General features: G+C 70.3%; 2 protein-coding genes. Both read left to right on the top strand.

Features of this window, described 5'->3' with window-relative positions; genetic code table 11:
* Positions 1-17 precede the first annotated feature (17 nt).
* Complete coding sequence (locus AB0D99_RS04125) at positions 18-4,967, top strand: amino acid adenylation domain-containing protein (protein ID WP_362356648.1); 4,950 nt, start codon at positions 18-20, stop codon at positions 4,965-4,967.
* Complete coding sequence (locus AB0D99_RS04120; RefSeq protein ID WP_362356646.1) at positions 4,967-21,823, top strand: amino acid adenylation domain-containing protein; 16,857 nt, start codon at positions 4,967-4,969, stop codon at positions 21,821-21,823. The genes AB0D99_RS04125 and AB0D99_RS04120 overlap by 1 nt, the downstream gene beginning before the upstream one ends.
* The last annotated feature ends 408 nt before the right edge of the window (positions 21,824-22,231 follow it).

Here is a 22,231-nt window from a genome sequence, read left to right as displayed (position 1 = left end):
ACGCCACGGTGGTGGGGTTGTTCGAGGCGCAGGTGGCGCGGGCGCCGGGGTCGGTGGCTGTGGTGTCGGGAGGTGTCGAGGTTTCGTACGCGGAGTTGGATGCTCGTGCGAATCGTCTGGCGCGCTATCTGGTCGGTCGGGGGGTGGGTGCCGAGTCGTTCGTCGGTGTCTGCTTGGAGCGTGGTGTCGATGCGGTGGTGGCGCTGCTTGCGGTGTTGAAGGCCGGGGGTGCGTATCTGCCGATCGATCCGGGCTATCCGGTGGATCGGGTCGGGTTCATGCTGGCGGATGCGAGCCCGGTGGTGGTGCTGGCTTCGGCGGGCACTCCTGCGGCGGTTGCGTCGTCGGATGCCACGGTGGTGCTGCTGGACGGTCTGGATCTGGCCGGCTTCGAAAGCAGTGGGCTGGGTTCGGTGATCCGGTCGGAGCAGCCGGCGTATGTGATCTATACGTCGGGTTCGACGGGGCGGCCGAAGGGTGTGGTGGTCGAGCACCGTTCGGTGGCGGGTCTGTTGGGCTGGGCGGCTTCGGAGTTCTCGGGTGAGGACTTCCGGCGGGTGCTGGTGTCGACGTCGTTCAATTTCGATGTGTCGGTCTTCGAGCTGTTCGGCCCGCTCGTGTCGGGCGGCAGTGTCGAGGTGGTGCCGGATCTCCTGGCGCTGGCGGATGCTGATACGCCGGTGGGGGATGTGAGTCTTGTCAGTGGTGTGCCGTCGGCGTTTGCGCAGATGGTGACCTCCGGTGCTATCCAGGCTCGCCCGCGGACGGTGGTGCTCGCGGGTGAGGCGCTGACGGCGGATGCGGTTTCGGGCATCCGGTCGGCGATTCCCGGTGCGCGGGTCGCCAACATCTACGGCCCGACGGAGGCCACGGTCTATACGACTGCCTGGTACTCCGACACCGACGTGCAAGGCGTGGTCCCGATCGGCCGGCCGATCTCCAACGCGCGGGTCTATGTCCTGGACGGCACGCTCTCACCGGTGCCGGTGGGTGTTCCGGGAGAGCTGTATATCGCGGGTGCCGGTCTGGCCCGTGGCTATCTGGGCCGACCGGAGCTGACGGGTGAGCGTTTCGTCGCCGACCCGTTCTCGAACGCGGGTGGTCGTCTTTACCGTACGGGTGACATCGTGCGCTGGAACACGGACGGCCAGATCGAGTACCTGGGCCGCGCGGACGAGCAGGTCAAGATCCGTGGATTCCGTATCGAGCTGGGCGAGGTCCAGTCGGTGCTGGCCGCGCATCCCCTCGTCGCGCAGGCGGTCGTGATCGCCCGTGAGGACATTCCGGGGGACAAGCGCCTGGTCGCATACGTCGTCCCGAACGACGGCGAGGCTGCGGATGAACTGCGAATCGACATAGCCGAGTTCGCGGGTGAGCGGCTGCCGTCCTACATGGTCCCGTCGGCGATCGTGGTCATGGATGCGCTGCCGCTGAACCTCAACGGCAAGCTGGACCGTAAGGCCCTGCCCGCCCCGGAGTACGCCGCCGGCAGCGGTGGTCGGGGTCCGGTCACCCTGCAGGAAGAGCTGTTGTGCGGGGTGTTCGCCCAGGTGCTCGGGGTTCCCGAGGTCGGGGTGGACGACGACTTCTTCGCTCTTGGTGGCCACTCGTTGCTCGCGGTGCGTCTCATCAGCCGGGTCCGTACGGTCCTGGGCGTGGAGGTCCCGCTGCGGTCCCTGTTCGAGACCCCGACCGTCGCCGGTCTCGCGTGTGCTCTGACCGGTGCCGGTCAGGCCAGGCTCGCCCTGACCGCAGGGGAACGCCCGGAGCGTGTCCCGCTCTCCTTCGCCCAACAACGTCTCTGGTTCCTGGCGCAGTTGGAGGGTCCGAGTTCGACGTACAACATCCCGTTCGCCCTCCGTCTCGATGGCGGTGTCGACCGGGACGCGCTCGGACTGGCCCTGCGGGACGTGATCGGGCGGCACGAGGTCCTGCGGACCGTCTTCCCGACCGAAGACGGCGAACCGTACCAGAACGTAGTCGAACTCAGCTCACTTGCCTGGCAGTTGGAGCACATCCACGCCTCGCCCGAAGAGCTGGACGGCGCCGTCGCGACCGCCGCTGCCGGCGAGTTCGACCTGACCTCTGAGCTGCCGATCAGGGCCACGCTGTTCGAGGCGGGGTCCAGCGAGCAGGTGCTCGTGATCGTGATGCACCACATCGCGGGCGACGGCTGGTCGACGGCCCCCCTGGCGCGGGACCTGTCCACGGCCTACGCGGCGCGTGCCGAGGGTCGGGTGCCCGAGTGGGAGCCACTGCCGGTCCAGTACGCCGACTACGCGCTGTGGCAGCGCGAGCTGCTCGGCGACGAGAACGACCCCGACAGCGTGATCGTCCGCCAACTCGCTTACTGGCGCGAGACGTTGGCAGGCTCACCGGAAGAGCTGGAGCTTCCCTTCGACCGGTCACGGCCGACGGCCGCCTCGCACGTCGGCCACCGCGTTCCCCTGGTCGTCCCGGCCGAGGTACACGCCCGGCTGGTGGAGGTCGCGCGGACCGAGGGTGTGACCACGTTCATGGTCCTCCAGGCAGCCCTGGCGATGACGCTCTCCCGCCTCGGCGCGGGTACGGACATTCCGATCGGTTCGGCGAACGCGGGCCGTACGGACGAAGCTCTCGACGACCTGGTCGGCTTCTTCATCAACACCCTGGTCATACGTACGGATCTGTCGGGGGACCCGACGTTCCGTGAGGTTCTGGGCCGGGTGCGGGAGGCCAGCCTGTCGGCCCTGGCTCACCAGGAGGTGCCGTTCGAGCGGCTGGTGGAGGAGCTTGCCCCGTCGCGTTCGATGGCCCGCCATCCGTTGTTCCAGGTGCAGTTGGACCTCCAGAACAACGCCCAGGCAGTCCTCGATCTCCCCGGTGCACGAGCCGGGGGCGTCGGGATCGCGAAGGCGGCGGCCAAGTTCGACCTGGAGGTCCGGGTATCCGAGTCCTTCGACGAGCACGGCGTCCCGGCCGGCGTGTGGGGCTCGGTGGTCGCGGCGGCTGACCTGTTCGACCGGGAGACGGTCGAGGGGCTCGGTCAGCGCCTGATTCGGGTGCTTGGCCTGCTGGTGGGCGACAGCGGTACGAGGCTGAGTGCGCTCCAGGTCCTCGATGCCGGTGAGCGGCGTCGGGTGGTGGTGGAGTGGAACGACACGGCCGCTGATCTGGGATCGGTGCTGGTGCCGGGGCTGTTTGCGGCGCAGGCTGCGCGGACGCCGGGTGCGGTGGCGGTCGTCGCGGATGGTGGGTCGGTTTCGTATGCGGAGCTGGACGCCCGTGCGAATCGGCTGGCCGGCTATCTGATCGGTCAGGGGGTGGGTGTCGAGTCGGTGGTGGGTCTGTGTCTGCCGCGTGGGGTCGATGCGGTGGTGGCGGTTCTCGCGGTGTGGAAGGTGGGCGCGGGATATCTGCCGATCGATCCGGAGTATCCGGCTGAGCGGATCGGGTTCATGCTGGCCGACTCGGGTGCGGTGCTCACGCTGACGACGGAGGAGATCCTTGATGATCTCCCGGCTGGTCGGAACCGGTTCGTGGCTCTCGACAGCACGCTTGTGGGGATGCAGCTCGCGGTGGCGTCGCTCGAGTCTCCTTGTGTCGAGGTCGCGGCTGATGGGCTCGCGTATGTGATCTATACGTCGGGTTCGACGGGGCGGCCGAAGGGTGTGGCGGTTACGCATGGTGGTCTGGCGAACTACGTCGCCTGGGCTGCCGACGCGTACGGAATGAGTGAGGGAGGCGGTGCGCCGCTCCACTCCTCGCTGGCTTTCGATCTGACGGTGACCAGCGTTCTGGTGCCGCTGGTCGCGGGTTCCGCGGTGGTGGCGAGTGAGACGGGTGGGGCTGAGGGCCTGGCGGAGCTGATCCGCGAGAGCGGTGGCTTCGGTCTGGTCAAGGCGGTCCCCGCCCACTTGCCGCTGCTTGCGGAGATGCTGACCGCGGAGCAGACGGCGTCGGCTGCCCGGCGTTGGGTCGTCGGTGGTGAGGCTCTGCCCGGTGGGGTGGTGCGTGACTGGCTGTCGCGGGCTCCCGGGTCGGTGGTCGTGAACGAGTACGGGCCGACGGAGGCGGTGGTCGGCTGCTGTGTCTTCGAGATCACGGCGGGGCAGGAGGTCGGTGAGTCGGTGCCGATCGGTCGCCCGATCGCCAACACCCGCCTCTACGTCCTCGACGATCGTCTGCAGCCGGTCGCTCCGGGTGTCGCGGGTGAGCTGTACATCGCCGGCGTCCAGCTCGCGCGCGGTTATGTGAAGCGTCCGGGTCTGACTGCGGAGCGCTTCACCGCGAACCCGTTCGAGCCCGGCGGCCGGATGTATCGCACCGGTGACGTGGCCCGGTGGACGGGTGACGGTCTGCTGGAGTACCTGGGCCGTGCGGACGAGCAGGTGAAGGTTCGGGGCTTCCGGATCGAGCCGGGTGAGGTCCAGGCGGTGGTGGCTGCGCATCGCGAGGTCGCGCAGGCTGCTGTCATCGCTCGGGAGGACGTGCCGGGGGACACCCGCCTCGTCGCCTACGTCGTCCCGACCGAGCAGGACGAGGTCGATCCCGAAATCGGCACCCAGGTACGCGAGTTCGCGGGCCGGCGACTACCGGAGCACATGGTCCCGGCGGCGGTCGTCGTGCTCGACGCCCTCCCGCTGACCGGTAACGGCAAGCTCGACCGCAAGGCCCTCCCCGCTCCCGAGCATTCCGTCACGGCGGGGCGCGGACCGGCGAACCGCCAGGAGGAGATCCTCTGTGCGGCCTTCGCCGAACTCCTGGGTCTGCCCGAAGTCGGTGTCGACGACGACTTCTTCGCACTCGGCGGCCACTCGCTGCTCGCCGTCCGCCTGACCAGCAGGATCCGCGCCGAGCTTGGCGTCGAGGTCCCGCTCCGCGTGCTCCTCGAGGCGTCGACCGTGGCAGCACTCGCACAACAACTTGCCAACCAGAAGACAGCAAGGCCGGCGTTGCGGCCGATGCGTAACCAGGAGGAGTCCTGATGATTCCGTTGTCATTCGCGCAGCGTCGGTTGTGGTTCCTCAGCCAGTCCGAGGGCCCGAGCTCCACTTACAACATCCCTGTCGTACTGCGCCTCTCGGGCGACACCGACGGTGCCGCGCTCGGCGCGGCACTGCGGGACGTGATCGGCCGCCACGAGGTCCTGCGCACGGTCTACCGGGTCGCGGACGGCGAGCCGTACCAGCACATCCTGAAGGCGGCCGACCTGGACTGGGCGCTGACGGTGGCCGAGGTCGAGCCGGCCGAGCTCGACGGCGCGATCGCCGACGTCCTCGGCCACACCTTCGACCTGTCGGCCGAGATACCGATCCGCGCATCCCTGTTCTCCAGCGGTGACGACGAGCAGGTGCTCGCCCTGGTGACGCATCACATCGCAAGCGACGGTTGGTCCAAGCGCCCGCTGGCCCGCGACCTTTCGACGGCCTATGCGGCGCGCAGCGAGGGCAAGGCTCCCGAGTGGGAGCCGCTGCCCGTCCAGTACGCCGACTACACGCTCTGGCAGCGCGAGATGCTCGGCGACGAGTCGGATCCCGAGAGCGTCATGGCCAATCAGACGGCCTACTGGCGTGGGGTGTTGGCGGATGTCCCGGAGGAGCTGGAGCTTCCCGTCGACCGTTCGCGGCCGGCCCTTCCTTCCCGCAGGGGCCACAAGGTGCCGCTGACCGTTCCCGCCGAGGTGCACGCGCGCCTCGCCGAGCTGGCCAAGGCCGAGGGCGTGACCCCCTTCATGGTGCTGCAGGCCGCCCTCGCGGCCGTGCTCTCCCGCCTCGGCGCGGGCACCGACATCCCGATCGGCACGACCGTCGCCGGGCGTACGGACGTCGCCCTCGACGACCTCGTCGGCTTCTTCATCAACTCCCTCGTCCTGCGCACGGACGTGTCGGGTGACCCGACCTTCACCGAGCTGCTCTCACGGGTGCGGCAGACGGACTGGGCGGCGTTCGAGCACCAGGAGGTGCCGTTCGAGAAGCTGGTCGAGGAGCTGGCTCCGGCCCGCTCGCTGGCCCGGCACCCCCTGTTCCAGGTCATGCTGAAGGTCCAGAACACCGGCGAGGCCGTCCTCGACCTGCCGGGCACGGCGGGCGCGGGTGCCGCCGCCCCGAGCAGGTCCGCCACCCACGACGGCCCGGCGACCAGCGAGTCCGCGGCGAAGTTCGACCTGGACGCCTCGGTCACGGAGGTCTTCGACGCCCAGGGCGCTCCGGCGGGCCTGCGCGGTTCGGTCGTCGCCTCCGCCGACCTCTTCGACGTCGAGACGGCCGAGCGCATCGTCGCCCGCTGGGCCCAGGCCATCGAGCTGCTGGTCACGGCCCCGCAGTCCAGGCTGAGCGCGGTCGAGGTCCTGGACGAGGGCGAGCGTCGGCGCCTGGCGGAGTGGAACGAGACGGCTGTTCCGGTGGTGGCTGGTTCGCTGCCGGAGCTGTTCGCGGCGCAGGTGGCGCGTGCGCCGGGGGCGGTTGCGGTCGTCGCGTCCGGTGTGGGGCTCTCGTATGCCGAGCTGGATTCCCGTGCCGGTCGTCTGGCGCGCTACCTGGCTGCTCAGGGTGTGGGTCCTGAGTCTGTGGTGGGGGTGTGTCTGGAGCGGGGTGCGGATCTGATCGTCGCTCTGCTCGCGGTTCTGAAGGCCGGTGGCGCCTATCTGCCGCTCGACCCGGACTACCCGGCCGACCGCCTCGCGTACATGGTCGAGGACGCCGCCCCCGCGGCGGTGCTCGCCTCCGTCGGGACGGCCGAGGTGGTGCCCGCGACGGACGCGCCCGTGGTTCTGCTTGACGACCCGGAGACGGCGGCCGCGCTTGCGGGTCTGGACGACGGCCCGCTGGGCATCCGGATTCGGCCTGAGCACCCTGCGTACGTGATCTACACTTCCGGTTCGACGGGCCGTCCGAAGGGTGTGGTGGTCACACACGGTGGTGCGGTGAGCCTGTGTGAGGGGCACGGCCGGACGGTGTTCGTCACGGACGGGGCGCCGCTGCGGGTCGCGTTGACGACGTCGGTGTCCTTCGACGCGTCCTGGAATCAGCTGGCGGCTCTGTTCACGGGCCACGAGTTGCATGTGGTGGACGCGGACACGTGGCTGGACGCGGGGCGTGTGGTGGCGTGGATGCGTTCTTCGCGTATCGACTTCGCCGAGATCACCCCCTCGTATCTCCAAGTCCTCGTGGATGAGGGTCTTTTCGAGAACGAACAGCACCCCGCCCGTATCGGCGTGGGTGGTGAGGCCACTCCGGCGGGTCTGTGGGAGCGGCTGCGGTCGCTGGACGGGGTGGAGGGCTTCAACTTCTACGGTCCGACCGAGGCGACCGTCGACACCACGATCGCCCGCCTCTCCGAGTCGGCCGCCGTCGTGGTCGGCAGGCCTGTGGCCAACGCCCGTGTCTTCGTCCTCGACGAGGCTCTGCGGCCCGTCCCGGTGGGCGTGGCCGGTGAACTGTATGTCTCCGGTACGGGTGTGGCCCGCGGCTATGTGAACCGTGCGGGGCTGACCGCGGAGCGGTTTGTCGCTTCGCCGTTCTCGGTCTCGGGTGAGCGGATGTACCGTTCCGGGGACCGTGTGCGGTGGACGGTGGACGGCCGGCTGGTTTTCCTGGGCCGCACCGACGACCAGGTGAAGGTCCGCGGTTTCCGCATCGAGCCGGGTGAGGTCCAGGCGGCGGTTGCCGCGCATCCGCAGGTTGCGCATGCCGCGGTGGTGGTACGTGAGGACACCCCGGGCGACCGTCGCTTGGTGGCGTACGTCGTCACCAGCGGTCAACCGGTCGAGCCGGTCGCGGAGTTCGTGGCGCGGAGCCTGCCCGAGTACATGGTCCCCTCGGCGGTCGTCGTCCTGGACGCGCTGCCGCTGACCGCCAACGGCAAGCTCGACCGCAAGGCCCTGCCCGCCCCCGAGCACGTGGTCAGCGTGGGGAACGGTCCCTCCAACGCCCGTGAAGAGATCGTGTGCGCCGCGTTCGCCGAAGTCCTGGGGCTGGAGAGCGTCGGCGTCGATGACGACTTCTTCCGGCTCGGCGGCCAGTCGCTCCTCGCCATCCGGCTCGTCGCCCTCCTGCAGAAGCGCGGCGTCTCCGTCTCGGTCCGCTCCTTCTTCCAGGCCCCCACGCCTGCCGGCCTCGCCGCCTCCGTGGGCGCCGTCCAGGTCGAGGTGCCGGACAACCTGATCCCGGTCGGCGCGACCGAGATCACGCCCGACATGCTGCCGCTCGTCGACCTCACCGCAGACGAACTGGCCGCGGTCGTCTCCACCGTCGATGGTGGCGCGGCGAACGTCGCGGACGTCTACCCGCTCGCCCCGCTCCAGGAGGGCCTGCTCTTCCACCACCTCCTCGCGGACGGTGGAGACGACGCCTACGTCATGCCGACCGTGCTCGAGTTCGATGCCCGCGACCGGCTCGACGCCTTCGCGGACGCGCTCCAGCAGGTCGTCGACCGCCACGACATCTACCGCACGTCCATTGTCTGGGAGGGCCTGCGCGAGCCGGTCCAGGTCGTCTGGCGCCACGTCACCCTCCCTGTCACCGAGGTCACCCTCGACCCCGAGGGCGGCGACCCGACGGAGCAGCTCCTCGCGGCCGGCGGCCTGCGCATGGACCTCGGCGAGGCCCCGCTGATCCGGATGCACGCGGCTCGGATCCCCGGCGACGGCCGCTGGCTCGGGCTGCTGCGGGCGCACCACGTCGTGCGCGACCACACCGCGCTGGAGATCGTCTTCAACGAGGTGCAGGCGATCCTCGCAGGCCGAGGGCGGGAGCTGGCGCAGCCGCTGCCGTTCCGCAACTTCGTCGCGCAGACGCGCGGTGCCGTCGAGCGCTCGGAGCACGAGCGGTACTTCGCCGATCTGCTCGGCGACGTCACCGAGCCCACCGCACCCTTCGGCGTCGCGGACGTACGCGGTGACGGTGCCGGAGCCGTACGTGAAGTGGTCCCGTTCGACTCGGAGTTGACCCTACGGCTCCGGGAAGTCTCGCGGCGCCTCGGCGCCAGCCCCGCGACCGTCATGCACGTCGCGTGGTCCCGGGTGCTCGCGGCGGTCAGCGGCCGCGAGGACGTCGTCTTCGGCACCGTCCTGTTCGGCCGCATGAACGCGGGCGAGGGCGCGGACCAGGTCCCCGGCCCGTACATGAACACGCTCCCCGTCCGCGTCCGCACGGACGCCTCCGGTGTCCGCGCTGCAGTCTCCGCGATGCGCGGCCAGCTGGCGGAGCTCCTGGAGCACGAGCACGCTCCGCTCGTCGTGGCGCAGCGCGCCAGCGGCGTCACCGGAGACACCCCGCTGTTCACCGCCTTGTTCAACTTCCGGCACAACCCGGGCCGCAGCGCAGAGGAGCGCGCGGACAAGCGGCGCCACGAGGGCATGGACGGCATGCGGGCCGTCTTCACGCGGGAGCGCACCAACTTCCCGCTGATGGTCTCGGTCAACGACAACGGCGACCTGTTCACGCTCGCGGTGGACGCGGTGGCTCCGATCGATCCGCGCGTGGTGGGCGAGTTCGTGCGCACGGCGGCCGGGAACCTGGTCTCCGCGCTCGAATCGGTCCTCGACCACGACGAGGACGTGCCGCTCGGCTCTGTTCAGGTGCTGGACGAGGCGGGGCTGCGTCAGGTGCTGACGGAGTGGAACGACACCGGGGTTGTGGTGCCGGGTGACGCCACGGTGGTGGGGTTGTTCGAGGCGCAGGTGGCGCGGGCGCCGGGGTCGGTGGCTGTGGTGTCGGGAGGTGTCGAGGTTTCGTACGCGGAGCTGGATGCCAGGTCGAATCGTCTGGCGCGCTACCTGGCCGGTCGGGGGGTGGGTGCCGAGTCGTTCGTCGGTGTCTGCTTGGAGCGTGGTGTCGATGCGGTGGTGGCGCTGCTGGCAGTGCTGAAGGCCGGGGGTGCGTATCTGCCGATCGATCCGGGCTATCCGGTGGAGCGGGTCGGGTTCATGCTGGCGGACGCGAACCCGGTGGTGGTGCTGGCTTCGGCGAGCACGGCTGCGGCGGTTGCGTCGTCGGATGCCACGGTGGTGCTGCTGGAGGACGCCGAGCTGGCCGGTTTCGAGAGTGGACCGTTGGGTTCGGTGATCCGGCCTGAGCAGCCGGCATATGTGATCTATACGTCGGGTTCGACGGGTCGCCCGAAGGGCGTGGTGGTCGAGCACCGTTCGGTGGCGGGTCTGCTGGGCTGGGCAGCGGCGGAGTTCTCGGGTGAGGACTTCCGGCGGGTGCTGGTGTCGACGTCGTTCAACTTCGATGTGTCGGTCTTCGAACTGTTCGGCCCGCTCGTTTCGGGCGGCAGTGTCGAGGTGGTGCCGGATCTCCTGGCGCTGGCTGACGCGGATGCCGGTGTGGGTGATGTGAGTCTTGTCAGTGGTGTGCCGTCGGCGTTCGCGCAGATGGTGACCTCCGGTGCTATCCAGGCACGCCCGCGGACCGTGGTGCTCGCGGGTGAAGCGCTGACGGCTGATGCGGTTTCGGGTATCCGGTCGGCGATTCCCGGTGCCCGGGTCGCCAACATCTACGGGCCGACCGAGGCCACGGTCTACACGACCGCCTGGTACTCCGACACCGACGTGCAAGGCGTGGTCCCGATCGGCCGGCCGATCTCCAACGCGCGGGTCTACGTTCTGGACGGGGCGCTGACCCCGGTCCCTGCCGGGGTTCCGGGTGAGCTGTATATCGCGGGTGCGGGTCTGGCCCGTGGCTATCTGGGCCGACCGGAGCTGACCGGTGAACGCTTCGTCGCCGACCCCTTCTCCGTCACTGGTGGTCGTCTTTACCGCACGGGTGATGTGGTCCGCTGGAACGCCGAGGGTCAGGTCGAGTACCTGGGCCGTGCTGACGAGCAGGTCAAGATCCGTGGCTTCCGCATCGAGCTGGGCGAAGTGCAGTCCGCGGTCGCCGGCCACCCGGAGGTCGCTCAGGCGGTCGTGATCGCCCGAGAGGACACCCCGGGGGACAAGCGCCTCGTCGCCTACGTAGTCCCGGTGGAGGAGGCAGCAGCAACTGAACTGTCGCTCCGCATAAGTGAGTTCGTCAGCGACCGCCTGCCGTCCTACATGGTCCCGTCCGCGATCGTGGTCATGGATGCGCTGCCGCTGAACGTCAACGGCAAGCTGGACCGCAAGTCACTGCCCGCCCCCGAGTACGTCACCGGCAGCCGCCGCGGGCCTTCCAACGCCCGCGAGGAGATCCTGTGCGCGGCCTTCGCCGAGGTCCTGGGCCTCGACGGGGTCGGCGTGGACGACGACTTCTTCCGGCTCGGCGGCCACTCGCTGCTCGCGATCCGTCTGGTCGCCCTGCTCCGTACGCGTGGTGTCTCCGTCTCGATCAGGGCTCTCTTCGACGCCCCGACCCCGGCCGGGCTTGCCGCCTCGGCGGGCGCCGAGCCGGTGGCCGTCCCGGCGAACCTCATCCCGGTCGGCGCGACCGCGATCACGCCGGAGATGTTGCCGCTCGTCGACCTCACCACCGACGAACTGGCCACGGTCGTCGCCACTGTCGGCGGTGGCGCGGCGAACGTCGCGGACGTGTACCCGCTGGCCCCGCTCCAGGAGGGCCTGCTCTTCCACCACCTCCTCAACGAGGGAGGGAAGGACACGTACGTCATGCCGACGGTCGTCGAGTTCGACACCCGGGAGCGTCTCGGCACCTTCACCCAGGCACTCCAGAGCGTCGTCGACCGCCATGACATCTACCGCACGTCCATCGTGTGGGAGGGTCTGCGCGAGCCGGTCCAGGTGGTGCGGCGGCAGGCGGCCCTGCCGGTCGAGTTCGTCACTCTGGACGCCGAGGGCGGCGACCCGGTGCAGCAGCTCCTCGCGGCCGGCGGCGGGTCCATGGACCTGGGCCGGGCCCCGCTGATCCGGGTCCTCGCGGGCCGCGTGCCCGGCGGCGACCAGTGGCTGGCTCTGGTGCGGATCCACCACATGGTGCAGGACCACACTGCCCTGGAGGTCATGCTCGCCGAGGTCAACGCGTTCCTCACCGGACGCGACGGCACCCTCGCGGAGCCGCTGCCCTTCCGCAACTTCGTCGCCCAGGCCCGCGCCGGGGTGACCACCGGCGAGCACGAACGGTACTTCGCCGAACTCCTCGGTGACGTCACCGAGCCCACCGCCCCCTTCGGCCTGGTCGACGTCCACGGCGACGGCACGGGCACGACCCGCTCCCGGGTCGTCTTCGACGACGAGCTGCACGCGCGCCTGCTCGACGTCTCGCGTCGACTGGGCGCAAGCCCGGCGACGTTGATGCACCTGGCGTGGGCCCGCGTGCTGGCCGCGGTCAGTGGTCGGGAGGACGTGGTGTTCGGCACGGTCCTGTTCGGTCGCATGAACGCCGGTACGGGCTCCGACCGCGTGCCGGGTCCCTTCCTCAACACCCTGCCGGTGCGCGTGCGCACCGACGAACTCGGAGTTCTCACAGCCGTGTCCGCGATGCGCGGCCAGCTGGCGGAACTGCTCGAGCACGAGCACGCGCCGCTCACGGTGGCGCAGCAGGCCAGCGGGGTGACGGGTGACGCACCCCTGTTCACCGCGCTCTTCAACTATCGCCACAACAGTGGCGGCGGTACGACCGAGCCCGAGGCCCCTCAGGTCCGCGACGAGCGGCTCGACGGGATCAGGAGGGTCTTCTTCGAGGAGCGCACCAACTACCCGCTGATGGTCTCGGTCGACGACAACGGCGACCGGATCTCGCTGGCCGTCCACGCGGTAGCGCCGATCGACCCCGAGACGGTGGGCCTCTTCCTGCGCACGGCCGCGCAGAACCTGGTTTCCGCCCTCGAAACCGTCCTGGTGTCCGGCCTGGACCTGCCGCTGAGCACGGTCCAGGTCCTGGACGAGACCGAGCGGCACCGGGTCCTGACGGAGTGGAACGACACCGGGGTTGTGGTGCCGGGTGACGCCACGGTGGTGGGGTTGTTCGAGGCGCAGGTGGCGCGGGCGCCGGGGTCGGTGGCTGTGGTGTCGGGTGGTGTCGAGGTTTCGTACGCGGAGCTGGATGCTCGTGCGAATCGGCTGGCGCGCTACCTGGTCGGTCGGGGGGTGGGTGCGGAGTCGTTTGTCGGTGTGTGTCTGGAGCGGGGCATTGAGTCGGTGGTGGCGCTGCTTGCGGTGCTGAAGGCCGGGGGTGCGTATCTGCCGATTGATCCGGGCTATCCGGTGGATCGTGTCGGGTTCATGCTGGCGGATGCGAACCCGGTGGTGGTGCTGGCTTCGGCGGGCACGGCTGCGGCGGTTGTGTCGTCGGATGCCACGGTGGTGCTGCTGGATGGTCTGGATCTGGCCGGCTTCGAAAGCAGTGGGCTGGGGACGGTGATTCGGCCTGAGCAGCCGGCGTATGTGATCTATACGTCGGGTTCGACGGGTCGCCCGAAGGGTGTGGTGGTGGAGCACCGTTCGGTGGCGGGTCTGTTGGGCTGGGCGGCGGCGGAGTTCTCGGGTGAGGACTTCCGGCGGGTGCTGGTGTCGACGTCCTTCAATTTCGATGTGTCGGTCTTCGAACTGTTCGGCCCGCTGGTTTCGGGCGGCAGTGTCGAGGTGGTGCCGGATCTCCTGGCGCTGGCTGACGCGGATGCTGGTGTGGGGGAGGTGAGTCTTGTCAGTGGTGTGCCGTCGGCGTTCGCGCAGATGGTGACCTCCGGTGCTATCCAGGCCCGCCCTCGGACGGTGGTGTTGGCGGGTGAGGCGCTGACGGCGGATGCGGTTTCGGGTATCCGGTCGGCGATTCCCGGTGCCCGGGTTGCGAACATCTACGGGCCGACGGAGGCCACGGTCTACACGACCGCCTGGTACTCCGACACCGACGTGCAAGGCGTGGTCCCGATCGGCCGGCCGATCTCCAACGCGCGGGTCTACGTCCTGGACGGCGCGCTGACCCCCGTCCCTGCCGGGGTTCCGGGAGAGCTGTATATCGCCGGGTCGGGTCTGGCCCGTGGTTATCTGGGCCGACCGGAGCTGACGGGTGAGCGCTTCGTCGCCGACCCGTTCTCGAACGCGGGTGGTCGTCTTTACCGTACGGGTGACATCGTGCGCTGGAACACGGACGGCCAGATCGAGTACCTGGGCCGGGCGGACGAGCAGGTCAAGATCCGTGGATTCCGTATCGAGCTGGGCGAGGTCCAGTCGGTGCTGGCCGGGCATCCCCTGATTGCGCAGGCGGTCGTCATTGCCCGCGAGGACATTCCGGGGGACAAGCGCCTGGTTGCCTACGTGGTCCCGGCCGAGGAAGGAGTGGCCGATGAGCTGCCCCGGATCCTGACCGCACTGGCCGACCGCCGCCTGCCGTCCTACATGGTTCCGTCGGCGATCGTGCCCTTGGACGCGCTGCCGCTGAACGTCAACGGCAAGCTGGACCGAAAGGCGCTTCCCGCTCCCGAGTACGTCACGGGTGCCGGCGGTCGAGGCCCTGTGACCCTGCAGGAAGAGCTGTTGTGTGGGGTGTTCGCCCAGGTGCTGGGGCTGCCCGAGGTCGGGGTGGACGACGACTTCTTCGCTCTGGGCGGTCATTCGCTCCTCGCGGTGCGTCTGATCAGTCGGGTCCGTACGGTCCTGGGGGTCGAGGTCGCGCTGCGGGCGCTGTTCGCGACCCCGACCGTCGCCGGTCTCGCGGCCGGGCTGACCGGTGCCGGACAGGCCCGCCTCGCACTCACCGCAGGGAAACGACCGGAACGCGTCCCGCTCTCCTTTGCCCAACAACGCCTCTGGTTCATCTCCCAGTTGGAGGGCCCGAGCTCGACGTACAACAGCCCGATCGCCCTCCGTCTGTCCGGAGAGGTCGACCGGCAGGCCCTGAACGCGGCGCTGCGGGACGTCATCGGGCGGCACGAGGTCCTGCGGACCGTCTTCGGTGTCGCGGACGGTGAGCCGTACCAGCAGGTCGTCGAAATCGAGTCTCTCGAATGGGAGTTGGATGTCGCGGAGGTCGACGCGGCCGGGCTGGAGGACGCGGTCGCCGGAGCCGCGCGGTACGCCTTCGACCTTGCCGTCGAGGTACCGATCCGGGCCACCCTGTTCGAGACCCGGGAGGGCGAGCGCGTCCTCGTCGTCCTCGTCCACCACATCGCGAGCGACGGCTGGTCGCGGGCGCCCCTGGCCCGGGACTTCTCCACGGCCTACGCAGCGCGCGTCGGGGGCAGCGCCCCGGAGTGGGAGCCGCTGCCGGTCCAGTACGCCGACTACGCGCTCTGGCAGCGTGAACTGCTCGGGGACGAGTCGGACCCCGACAGTGTGATCGCCCGTCAGCTCGCCTACTGGCGACAGACGCTGGCAGGCTCTCCGGAAGAGCTGGATCTTCCCTTCGACCGGTCACGGCCGGCGGTCGCCTCGCACCTGGGGCACAGTGTCGGGCTCGACGTACCCGCGGAGGTGCATGCGCGCCTCGTGGAGCTGGCGCGCGCCGAGGGCGTGACCGTGTTCATGGTCCTCCAGGCCGCTCTCGCCACGCTGCTCTCGAAGCTGGGAGCGGGCACCGACGTCCCGATCGGTTCGGCGCACGCGGGCCGCGGCGACGAGGCCCTCGACGATCTGGTCGGCTGTTTCGTCAACACCCAGGTGCTGCGGGCGGACCTCTCGGGCGACCCGGCCTTCACCGAGCTGCTCGCCCGGGTCCGGGAAGCGGGCCTGTCCGGCTTCGCCCACCAGGACGTTCCGTTCGAGCGGCTGGTCGAGGAGCTGGCCCCGGCCCGCTCCATGGCCCGCCACCCGCTCTTCCAGGTCGTCCTGACGAAGCAGAACACCGTCAGTGCCGGTCTCGACGCGCTGGCCACACCGGTCGTGTGGACCGGTGGCATGTCCACCGGTACCCGTGCGGCGAAGTTCGACCTCGACGTGATGGTGGGGGAGACGTACGACGTCGACGGCGCCCCGGCCGGGCTGCGCGGCTCGGTCACGGTCGCCGCCGACCTCTTCGACGCGGAGTGGGCCGAGCGCATCGCCCGGTCCTGGGTGCGCGTGCTCGACCTGCTCGGCGACAGCCCGCAGACCCGTCTCAGCGGTGTCCCGGCACTCGACGAGGTGGAGCGCCATCGGGTGCTGGTCGGCTGGAACGACACGGCGACCGACGGACGACCGGCCCTGGTGCACGAGCTGTTCGAGCAGCAGGCGACGCGAGCCCCCGAGGCCGTCGCGATCGTCAGCGAAGGTGTGGAACTTCCGTACGCGGAGCTGGATGTGCGGGCGAACCGGATCGCGCATTACCTGATCGGTCAGGGGATCGGTGCGGAGTCGGTGGTGGGTCTGTGTCTGCCGCGTGGTGTGGACATGATCGCGGCGATCTTGGGTGTGTGGAAGGCGGGTGCGGGCTATCTGCCGGTGGATCCGGGGCAGCCGACGGACCGGATCGCGTACATGCTGCGTGACAGCCGGGCGGCGCTTGCGCTGACGACCGAAGAGATTCTGGACGAGCTGCCGGCCGGCCGTTCGCGGCTCGTCGCGATCGATGACGCGTTCGTGGGGATGCAGCTCGCGGCGGCGTCGACCGACCGTCCCGAGCGTCATGTTGCACCGCAGTCGCTGGCCTATGTCATCTACACGTCGGGTTCGACGGGTCAGCCCAAGGGTGTGGCGGTGACTCATGGCGGTGTGGCGAACTATGTGGGTTCCGTGCCGGAGCGGGTCGGTTTCGGCCGGCCTGGTGCGCGATATGCGCTGCTGCAGGCGCAGGCGACCGACCTTGGTAACACGGTGGTGTTCGCCAGTCTCGCGACCGGTGGTGAGCTGCACATTCTCGATGAGGGTGCGGTGACCGACCCGCAGGCGGTCGCGGCGTACCTGGCCGAGCGTCGGATCGATCACTTCAAGGCGGTGCCTTCGCACCTGGCCGCGCTGTCGGCGGCCGGTGGCATGGAAGGCGTGCTGCCGGCGCGCTCTCTCGTCCTCGGTGGTGAGGCGGCCTCTCCGGTGTGGCTGCGGGAGCTGATCACCGCTGCGGGCGACCGGGAGGTCCACAACCATTACGGGCCGACGGAGACCACGATCGGTGTCGCCACCATCCGGCTGACCCCGGAGCGGGTCGCCGGGGAGGCGGTTCCGGTCGGATCGCCGGTCGCCAACACCCGCTTCTACGTGCTCGACCAGCACCTGAACCCGGTTGTGCCGGGCGTCGTGGGTGAGCTGTACGTGTCCGGTGCCGGCCTGGCACGCGGTTACGTGGGGCGAGAGGACCTGACGGCGGAGCGGTTCGTGGCGAACCCGTTCGAGTCGGGTCGGCGAATGTATCGGACGGGTGACCGGGCGAAGTGGACGGCTGACGGCCAGGTGGTCTTCGCCGGCCGGGCCGACGACCAGGTCAAGATCCGCGGCTACCGGATCGAGCCGGGTGAGGTCCAAGGGGTGCTGACCGGGCATCCGCTGGTGGACCAGGCCGCCGTGGTCGCCCGCGAGGATGTCGCGGGTGATCGCAGGCTCGTGGCGTATGTGGTGGCGGATGATCTGGAGCCGCAGGAGAAGGTGCAGTTGGTGCCTGCTCTGCGGGAGTTCGCGGGGCAGCGGCTGCCGGAGCACATGGTGCCGTCGGCGGTCGTGGTCCTGGACGCGCTGCCGCTGACCGGCAACGGGAAGCTGGACCGTAAGGCCCTGCCCGCACCCGACTACTCCTCGTCTCTCGTCTCCGGTGGGCGTCGTGCGGCCACGCTGCAGGAGGAGATCCTGTGCATGGCGTTCGCGGAAGTCCTCGGTCTTGCCGAGGTGGGTGTCGACGACGACTTCTTCGAGCTGGGCGGGCATTCCCTCCTCGCGGTGCGTCTGGTCAGCCGGATCCGTGCGGTCCTGGGTGTCGAGGTCGAGATCCGGGCGCTTTTCGAAGCACCCACGGTCGCGGGCCTTGCCGAGCAGCTGGCGGGAGCCCGTGCGGCACGGGCCGCGCTGACGGCCATGGAGCGTCCCGAGCGGCTTCCGCTCTCGTACGGACAGCGCCGGCTGTGGATCATCAACCAGATGGACGGGCCGAGTCCCACCTACAACATCCCGGTGGCCGCCAGGCTCGCCGGAGCGGTGGACGCCGACGCGATGGGAGCGGCATTCCGCGACCTGCTCGGGCGGCACGAGGTGCTGCGGACCGTCTTCGGCGTCGCCGACGGCGAGCCGTACCAGCGGATCGTCGACATCGACGCCCTGGACTGGGAGCTGACCGTCGCCGACGTCGAGCCGGACGCCCTGGCCGACGCGGTGGCGGCGGCGAAGGCGCACACCTTCGACCTCGCGGCCGAAGTACCGGTCCGTGCCTGGCTGTTCCGTGCCGGGCCCGAGGAGCACGTCCTGGTCGTCGTGGTCCATCACATCGCCAGTGACGGCTGGTCGTGGGCGCCGCTCGCCCGTGACGTGTCCATCGCCTACGAGGCCCGCAGCGCGGGCCGGGCGCCGGGGTGGGAGCCGCTGCCGGTCCAGTACGCGGACTACGCGCTGTGGCAGCGCGAGGTGCTCGGGGACAGTCAGGACCCGCAGAGCCTGATCTCCCAGCAGGTCGCCTACTGGCGAGAGACACTGGCCGGGCTGCCGGAGGAGCTGGAGCTGCCGTTCGACCGGACGCGGCCGGCGATCGCCTCGCACCGGGGCCACCGGGTGCCGCTCGACATCCCGGCGGACGTCCACGCGAGGCTGGCGGAGCTGGCACGGGCCGAGGGCGTGACGATGTTCATGGTGCTGCACGGCGCCCTGTCCGTCCTGCTCTCGCGGATCGGCGCGGGCACCGACGTCCCGATCGGCTCCGCGATCGCGGGCCGCACGGACGAGGCCCTCGACGACCTGATCGGCTACTTCGTCAACACCTTCGTCCTGCGTACCGACCTGGCGGGGGACCCGACGTTCCGGGAGGTCCTCGGACGAGTACGGGAGGCTGGTCTCGGAGCGTTCGCACACCCCGACGTGCCGTTCGAGAGGCTGGTCGAGGAGCTGTCCCCGACGCGGTCGATGGCCCGTCACCCGCTGTTCCAGGTCATGCTGCTCCTGCAGAACAACGAGCAGGCGGTGCTCGACCTGGAGGGCGTGGACGCCCGGCGCGGGGCTCCGGCGGCCCGGACCGTGGCGGCCCGTCCCGAGGCGGTCGTCAAGTTCGACCTGGACGTCAGCGTCGCCGAGCTGTACGACGCCGAAGGCGCCCCGGCGGGGATGCGCGGCTCGCTCGTCGCCGCGGCCGACCTGTTCGACCCCGAGTCGGTCGAGCGGATCGCCGAGCGGCTGAGCCGGGTGCTCGCGACGCTCGCCGCCGAACCGGGGATCCGCCTCGGCGAGGTGGACATCCTGGGCGAGGACGAGCGTACGCGGATGCTCACCGAGTGGAACGCGACCGAGGCCGAGGTGCCGGACGCGACGGTCGTCGAGCTGTTCGAGGCGCAGGTCGCCCGTACGCCCGACGCGGTCGCCCTGGTCCACGGCGACGTGGAGCTGACCTACGCCGAGCTGGACGCGAGGGCCAACCGGCTCGCGCGCTACCTCGCCGGCCGTGGCGTCGGCCCGGAGACGGTCGTCGCGGCGGTCTTCGAGCGGACGGTCGACCTGGTGGTCGCCCTCCTCGGCGTGATCAAGTCGGGCGCCGCGTACCTGCCGATCGACCCGGCCTACCCCGCCGACCGGATCGCGTACGTCACCGCCGACTCCGGCGCGATGTGCGTGCTCACCAGCGAGGAGCTGGACGCCCGCCCGGCGGAGCCCGGGCACCGTCCGCAGGTGCCCGTGCTCCTGCTGGACGGCGCGGAGGTCGTGGAGGGGCTCGCCGGAATCGCGGACGGGCCGCTGGCCGACGGCGAGCGCACGGCGGCGCTGCGGCCGGAGCACCCGATGTGGGTCATCTACACCTCCGGGTCCACCGGGCGTCCGAAGGGAGTGCTCGTCGAGCACCGCGCGATCGTGAACTTCCTGAGCGCGATGCAGGACCGGTTCGCGCTCGGCGCGGACGACCGGCTCCTGGCGGTCAGCACCCACGGCTGCGACATGGCGGGCTTCGAGTTCTACCTGCCGTTCCTCAACGGGGCACGGATGGTGCTCGCCTCACAGGAGCAGGTGCTCGACCCGTGGGCGCTGCGCTCCCTGATCCGTACCACCGGCGCCAACATCGTCCACGCGACGCCGAGTCTGTGGCGCGGCCTGATCGCCGACGCCGACGACCCGGTCGACTGGTCGGGGGTGCGCGCCATGATCGGTGCGGAGGCGCTGCCGAGCGACCTCGCCCGCACTCTCCTCGCCAGGACGCCTACGCTGACGAACCTGTACGGTCCGACCGAGACCACGGTCTGGTCGACCGCCAAGGAGCTGGCGGGGGAGGGGGCCGACGCGACGTCGATCGGCGGCCCGATCGGCAACACCCAGGTGTACGTGCTCGACGACACCCTCGCCCCGGTTCCGCCGGGCGTGGCGGGCGAGCTGTACATCGGGGGCAAGAGCGTCGCGCGCGGCTACCTGGGCCGTCCGGACCTGACGGCGAGCCGTTTCGTGGCCGGCCCGTTCGGGGAGCCCGGGGCGCGGATCTACCGCACCGGTGACGTGGTGCGGTGGACCTCCGACGGGGAGCTGCAGTACGTCGGGCGCTCCGACGACCAGGTCAAGATCCGTGGCTTCCGTGTCGAACTGGGCGAGATCGAGGCCGCGTTGGCCTCGCACCCCTCGGTCGGCCAGGCCGTCGCCCTGGTCCGCGAGGACACCCCGGGCGACCAGCGCCTGGTGGCGTACGTGGTGCCGAACCGAGGTGCGGCCGCACAGGAGGAGTCGGAGCCGGCGGCCGACCGGATCGCCCGGGAGGCGCGCGGCCTGGCCCAGGACCGGCTGCCCGGCTACATGGTGCCGTCGGCGGTGGTCGTCATCGACCGGCTGCCGCTGATGCCGAACGGGAAGCTGGACCGCAAGGCCCTGCCCGTCCCGGAGGGCGGCGCGGTGGCCGAGGCGGCGAACTGGGCGGTGACGTCGTTCGAGGACAACATGTGCGAGGCGTTCGCGCAGGTCCTCGGGGTGCCCGACGTGGGCGTCGACGACGACTTCTTCGCGCTCGGCGGGCACTCGCTGCTCGCGGTGCGGCTGGTGGAGGCGCTGCGGGAGCGGGGCGTGTCGATCGCGGTGCGCGACCTGTTCGCGGCGCCGAGCGTCGGCGAGCTGATGAAGCGGATGAGCCTCTCCTCGATCCGCGACGCGCTCGACGTCCTGCTGCCGATCAGGGAGCAGGGCAGCGAGCCGCCGTTCTTCTTCATCCACCCGGCGGGCGGCCTGAGCTGGTGCTACATGCCGATGGCGCGACACGTACCGGCGGAGATCCCGCTGTACGGTCTGCAGTCCCGCGGCCTGGACGGCACCTCCGAACTCGCCTGCTCCGTAACGGAGATGGCGGCGGAGTACATCGAGCGGATCCGCTCGGTGCAGGCGAGCGGCCCCTACCGGCTGCTCGGCTGGTCCTACGGAGGGGCGGTCGCCCACGAGATGGCCGTCCAGTTGCGGGCGGCGGGGGACGAGGTCTCGGCGCTGGTCATCCTCGACCAGTACCCGTGGCAGCGTCGGGACGGCGAGGCCGTCGACCACGCCGACGAGAGCGAGGTCGACCTGGACGCCAAGGTCGACCGGCTGATCGAGGTCGTGCGCAGGGAAGCGGGAGGCGCCCTCGGCGCGGCAACCGAGGAGGAGTACCGGACGTTCGCCCGGATCCTCCAGAACCACCGGACCATCCGGGCCGACCACGAGCACGGGCGTTTCGACGGAGACGCGCTGCTGATCGTGGCGGAGCAGAGCAAGCCGGAGGGCGAGGCGACCGGCGAGCTCTGGAAGCCCTACATCACGGGTGAGATCACGGAGACCGGTGTTCCGTGCACCCACTACGAGATGGCCAAGCCCGAGACGCTGGCCGACGTATGGACCGCGGTGGCCGCCTGGCTGGCCCAGCGGTAGCACGAAGGGGGTGCGTCGGCCGGTGCGAGCACCGGTCGACGTCCCCGGAACGAGCGCGGTCTCCGCGCGCGCAGGCAAGGCACGAGGACGCAGGCCCTGAACGAAGGGGCCCTGTCTACCGAAGACCCGAACAGCCCGAAGCCCCGAACAGCCCCACGGTCCAACAGCCCGAAGCCCCGAACAGGCCGACGGTCCAACAGCCCGACGGTCCAACTGCCCGACTTTCCGATGGCCCGACTCCCCGACGAGCCAACGGCCCGATTCTCCGACGCCCCGGCCCGCTGCGGCCCGGCGGTCGGCCCCGGCGGTCCGCCGGTCCCCGATCGCTCCGAGGCCCTTGGAGCCGGCCGCCGGTCTCCGACAGCTCCACGGTCCCCCTGGGGCCGACGGCCTCCGACGCCTCTACGG

The sequence above is a fragment of the Streptomyces sp. NPDC047971 genome, from assembly GCF_040653355.1.
Taxonomy (GTDB): Bacteria; Actinomycetota; Actinomycetes; order Streptomycetales; family Streptomycetaceae; genus Streptomyces.
The sequence above is the reverse complement of the archived record's forward strand: the minus strand, read 5'-3'. Positions and strand labels throughout refer to the sequence as shown.

Excerpts from the sequence above, each read along its gene's own strand:
- AB0D99_RS04120 (WP_362356646.1), top strand. The coding sequence starts at position 4,967 with ATGATTCCGTTGTCATTCGCGCAGCGTCGGTTGTGGTTCCTCAGCCAG.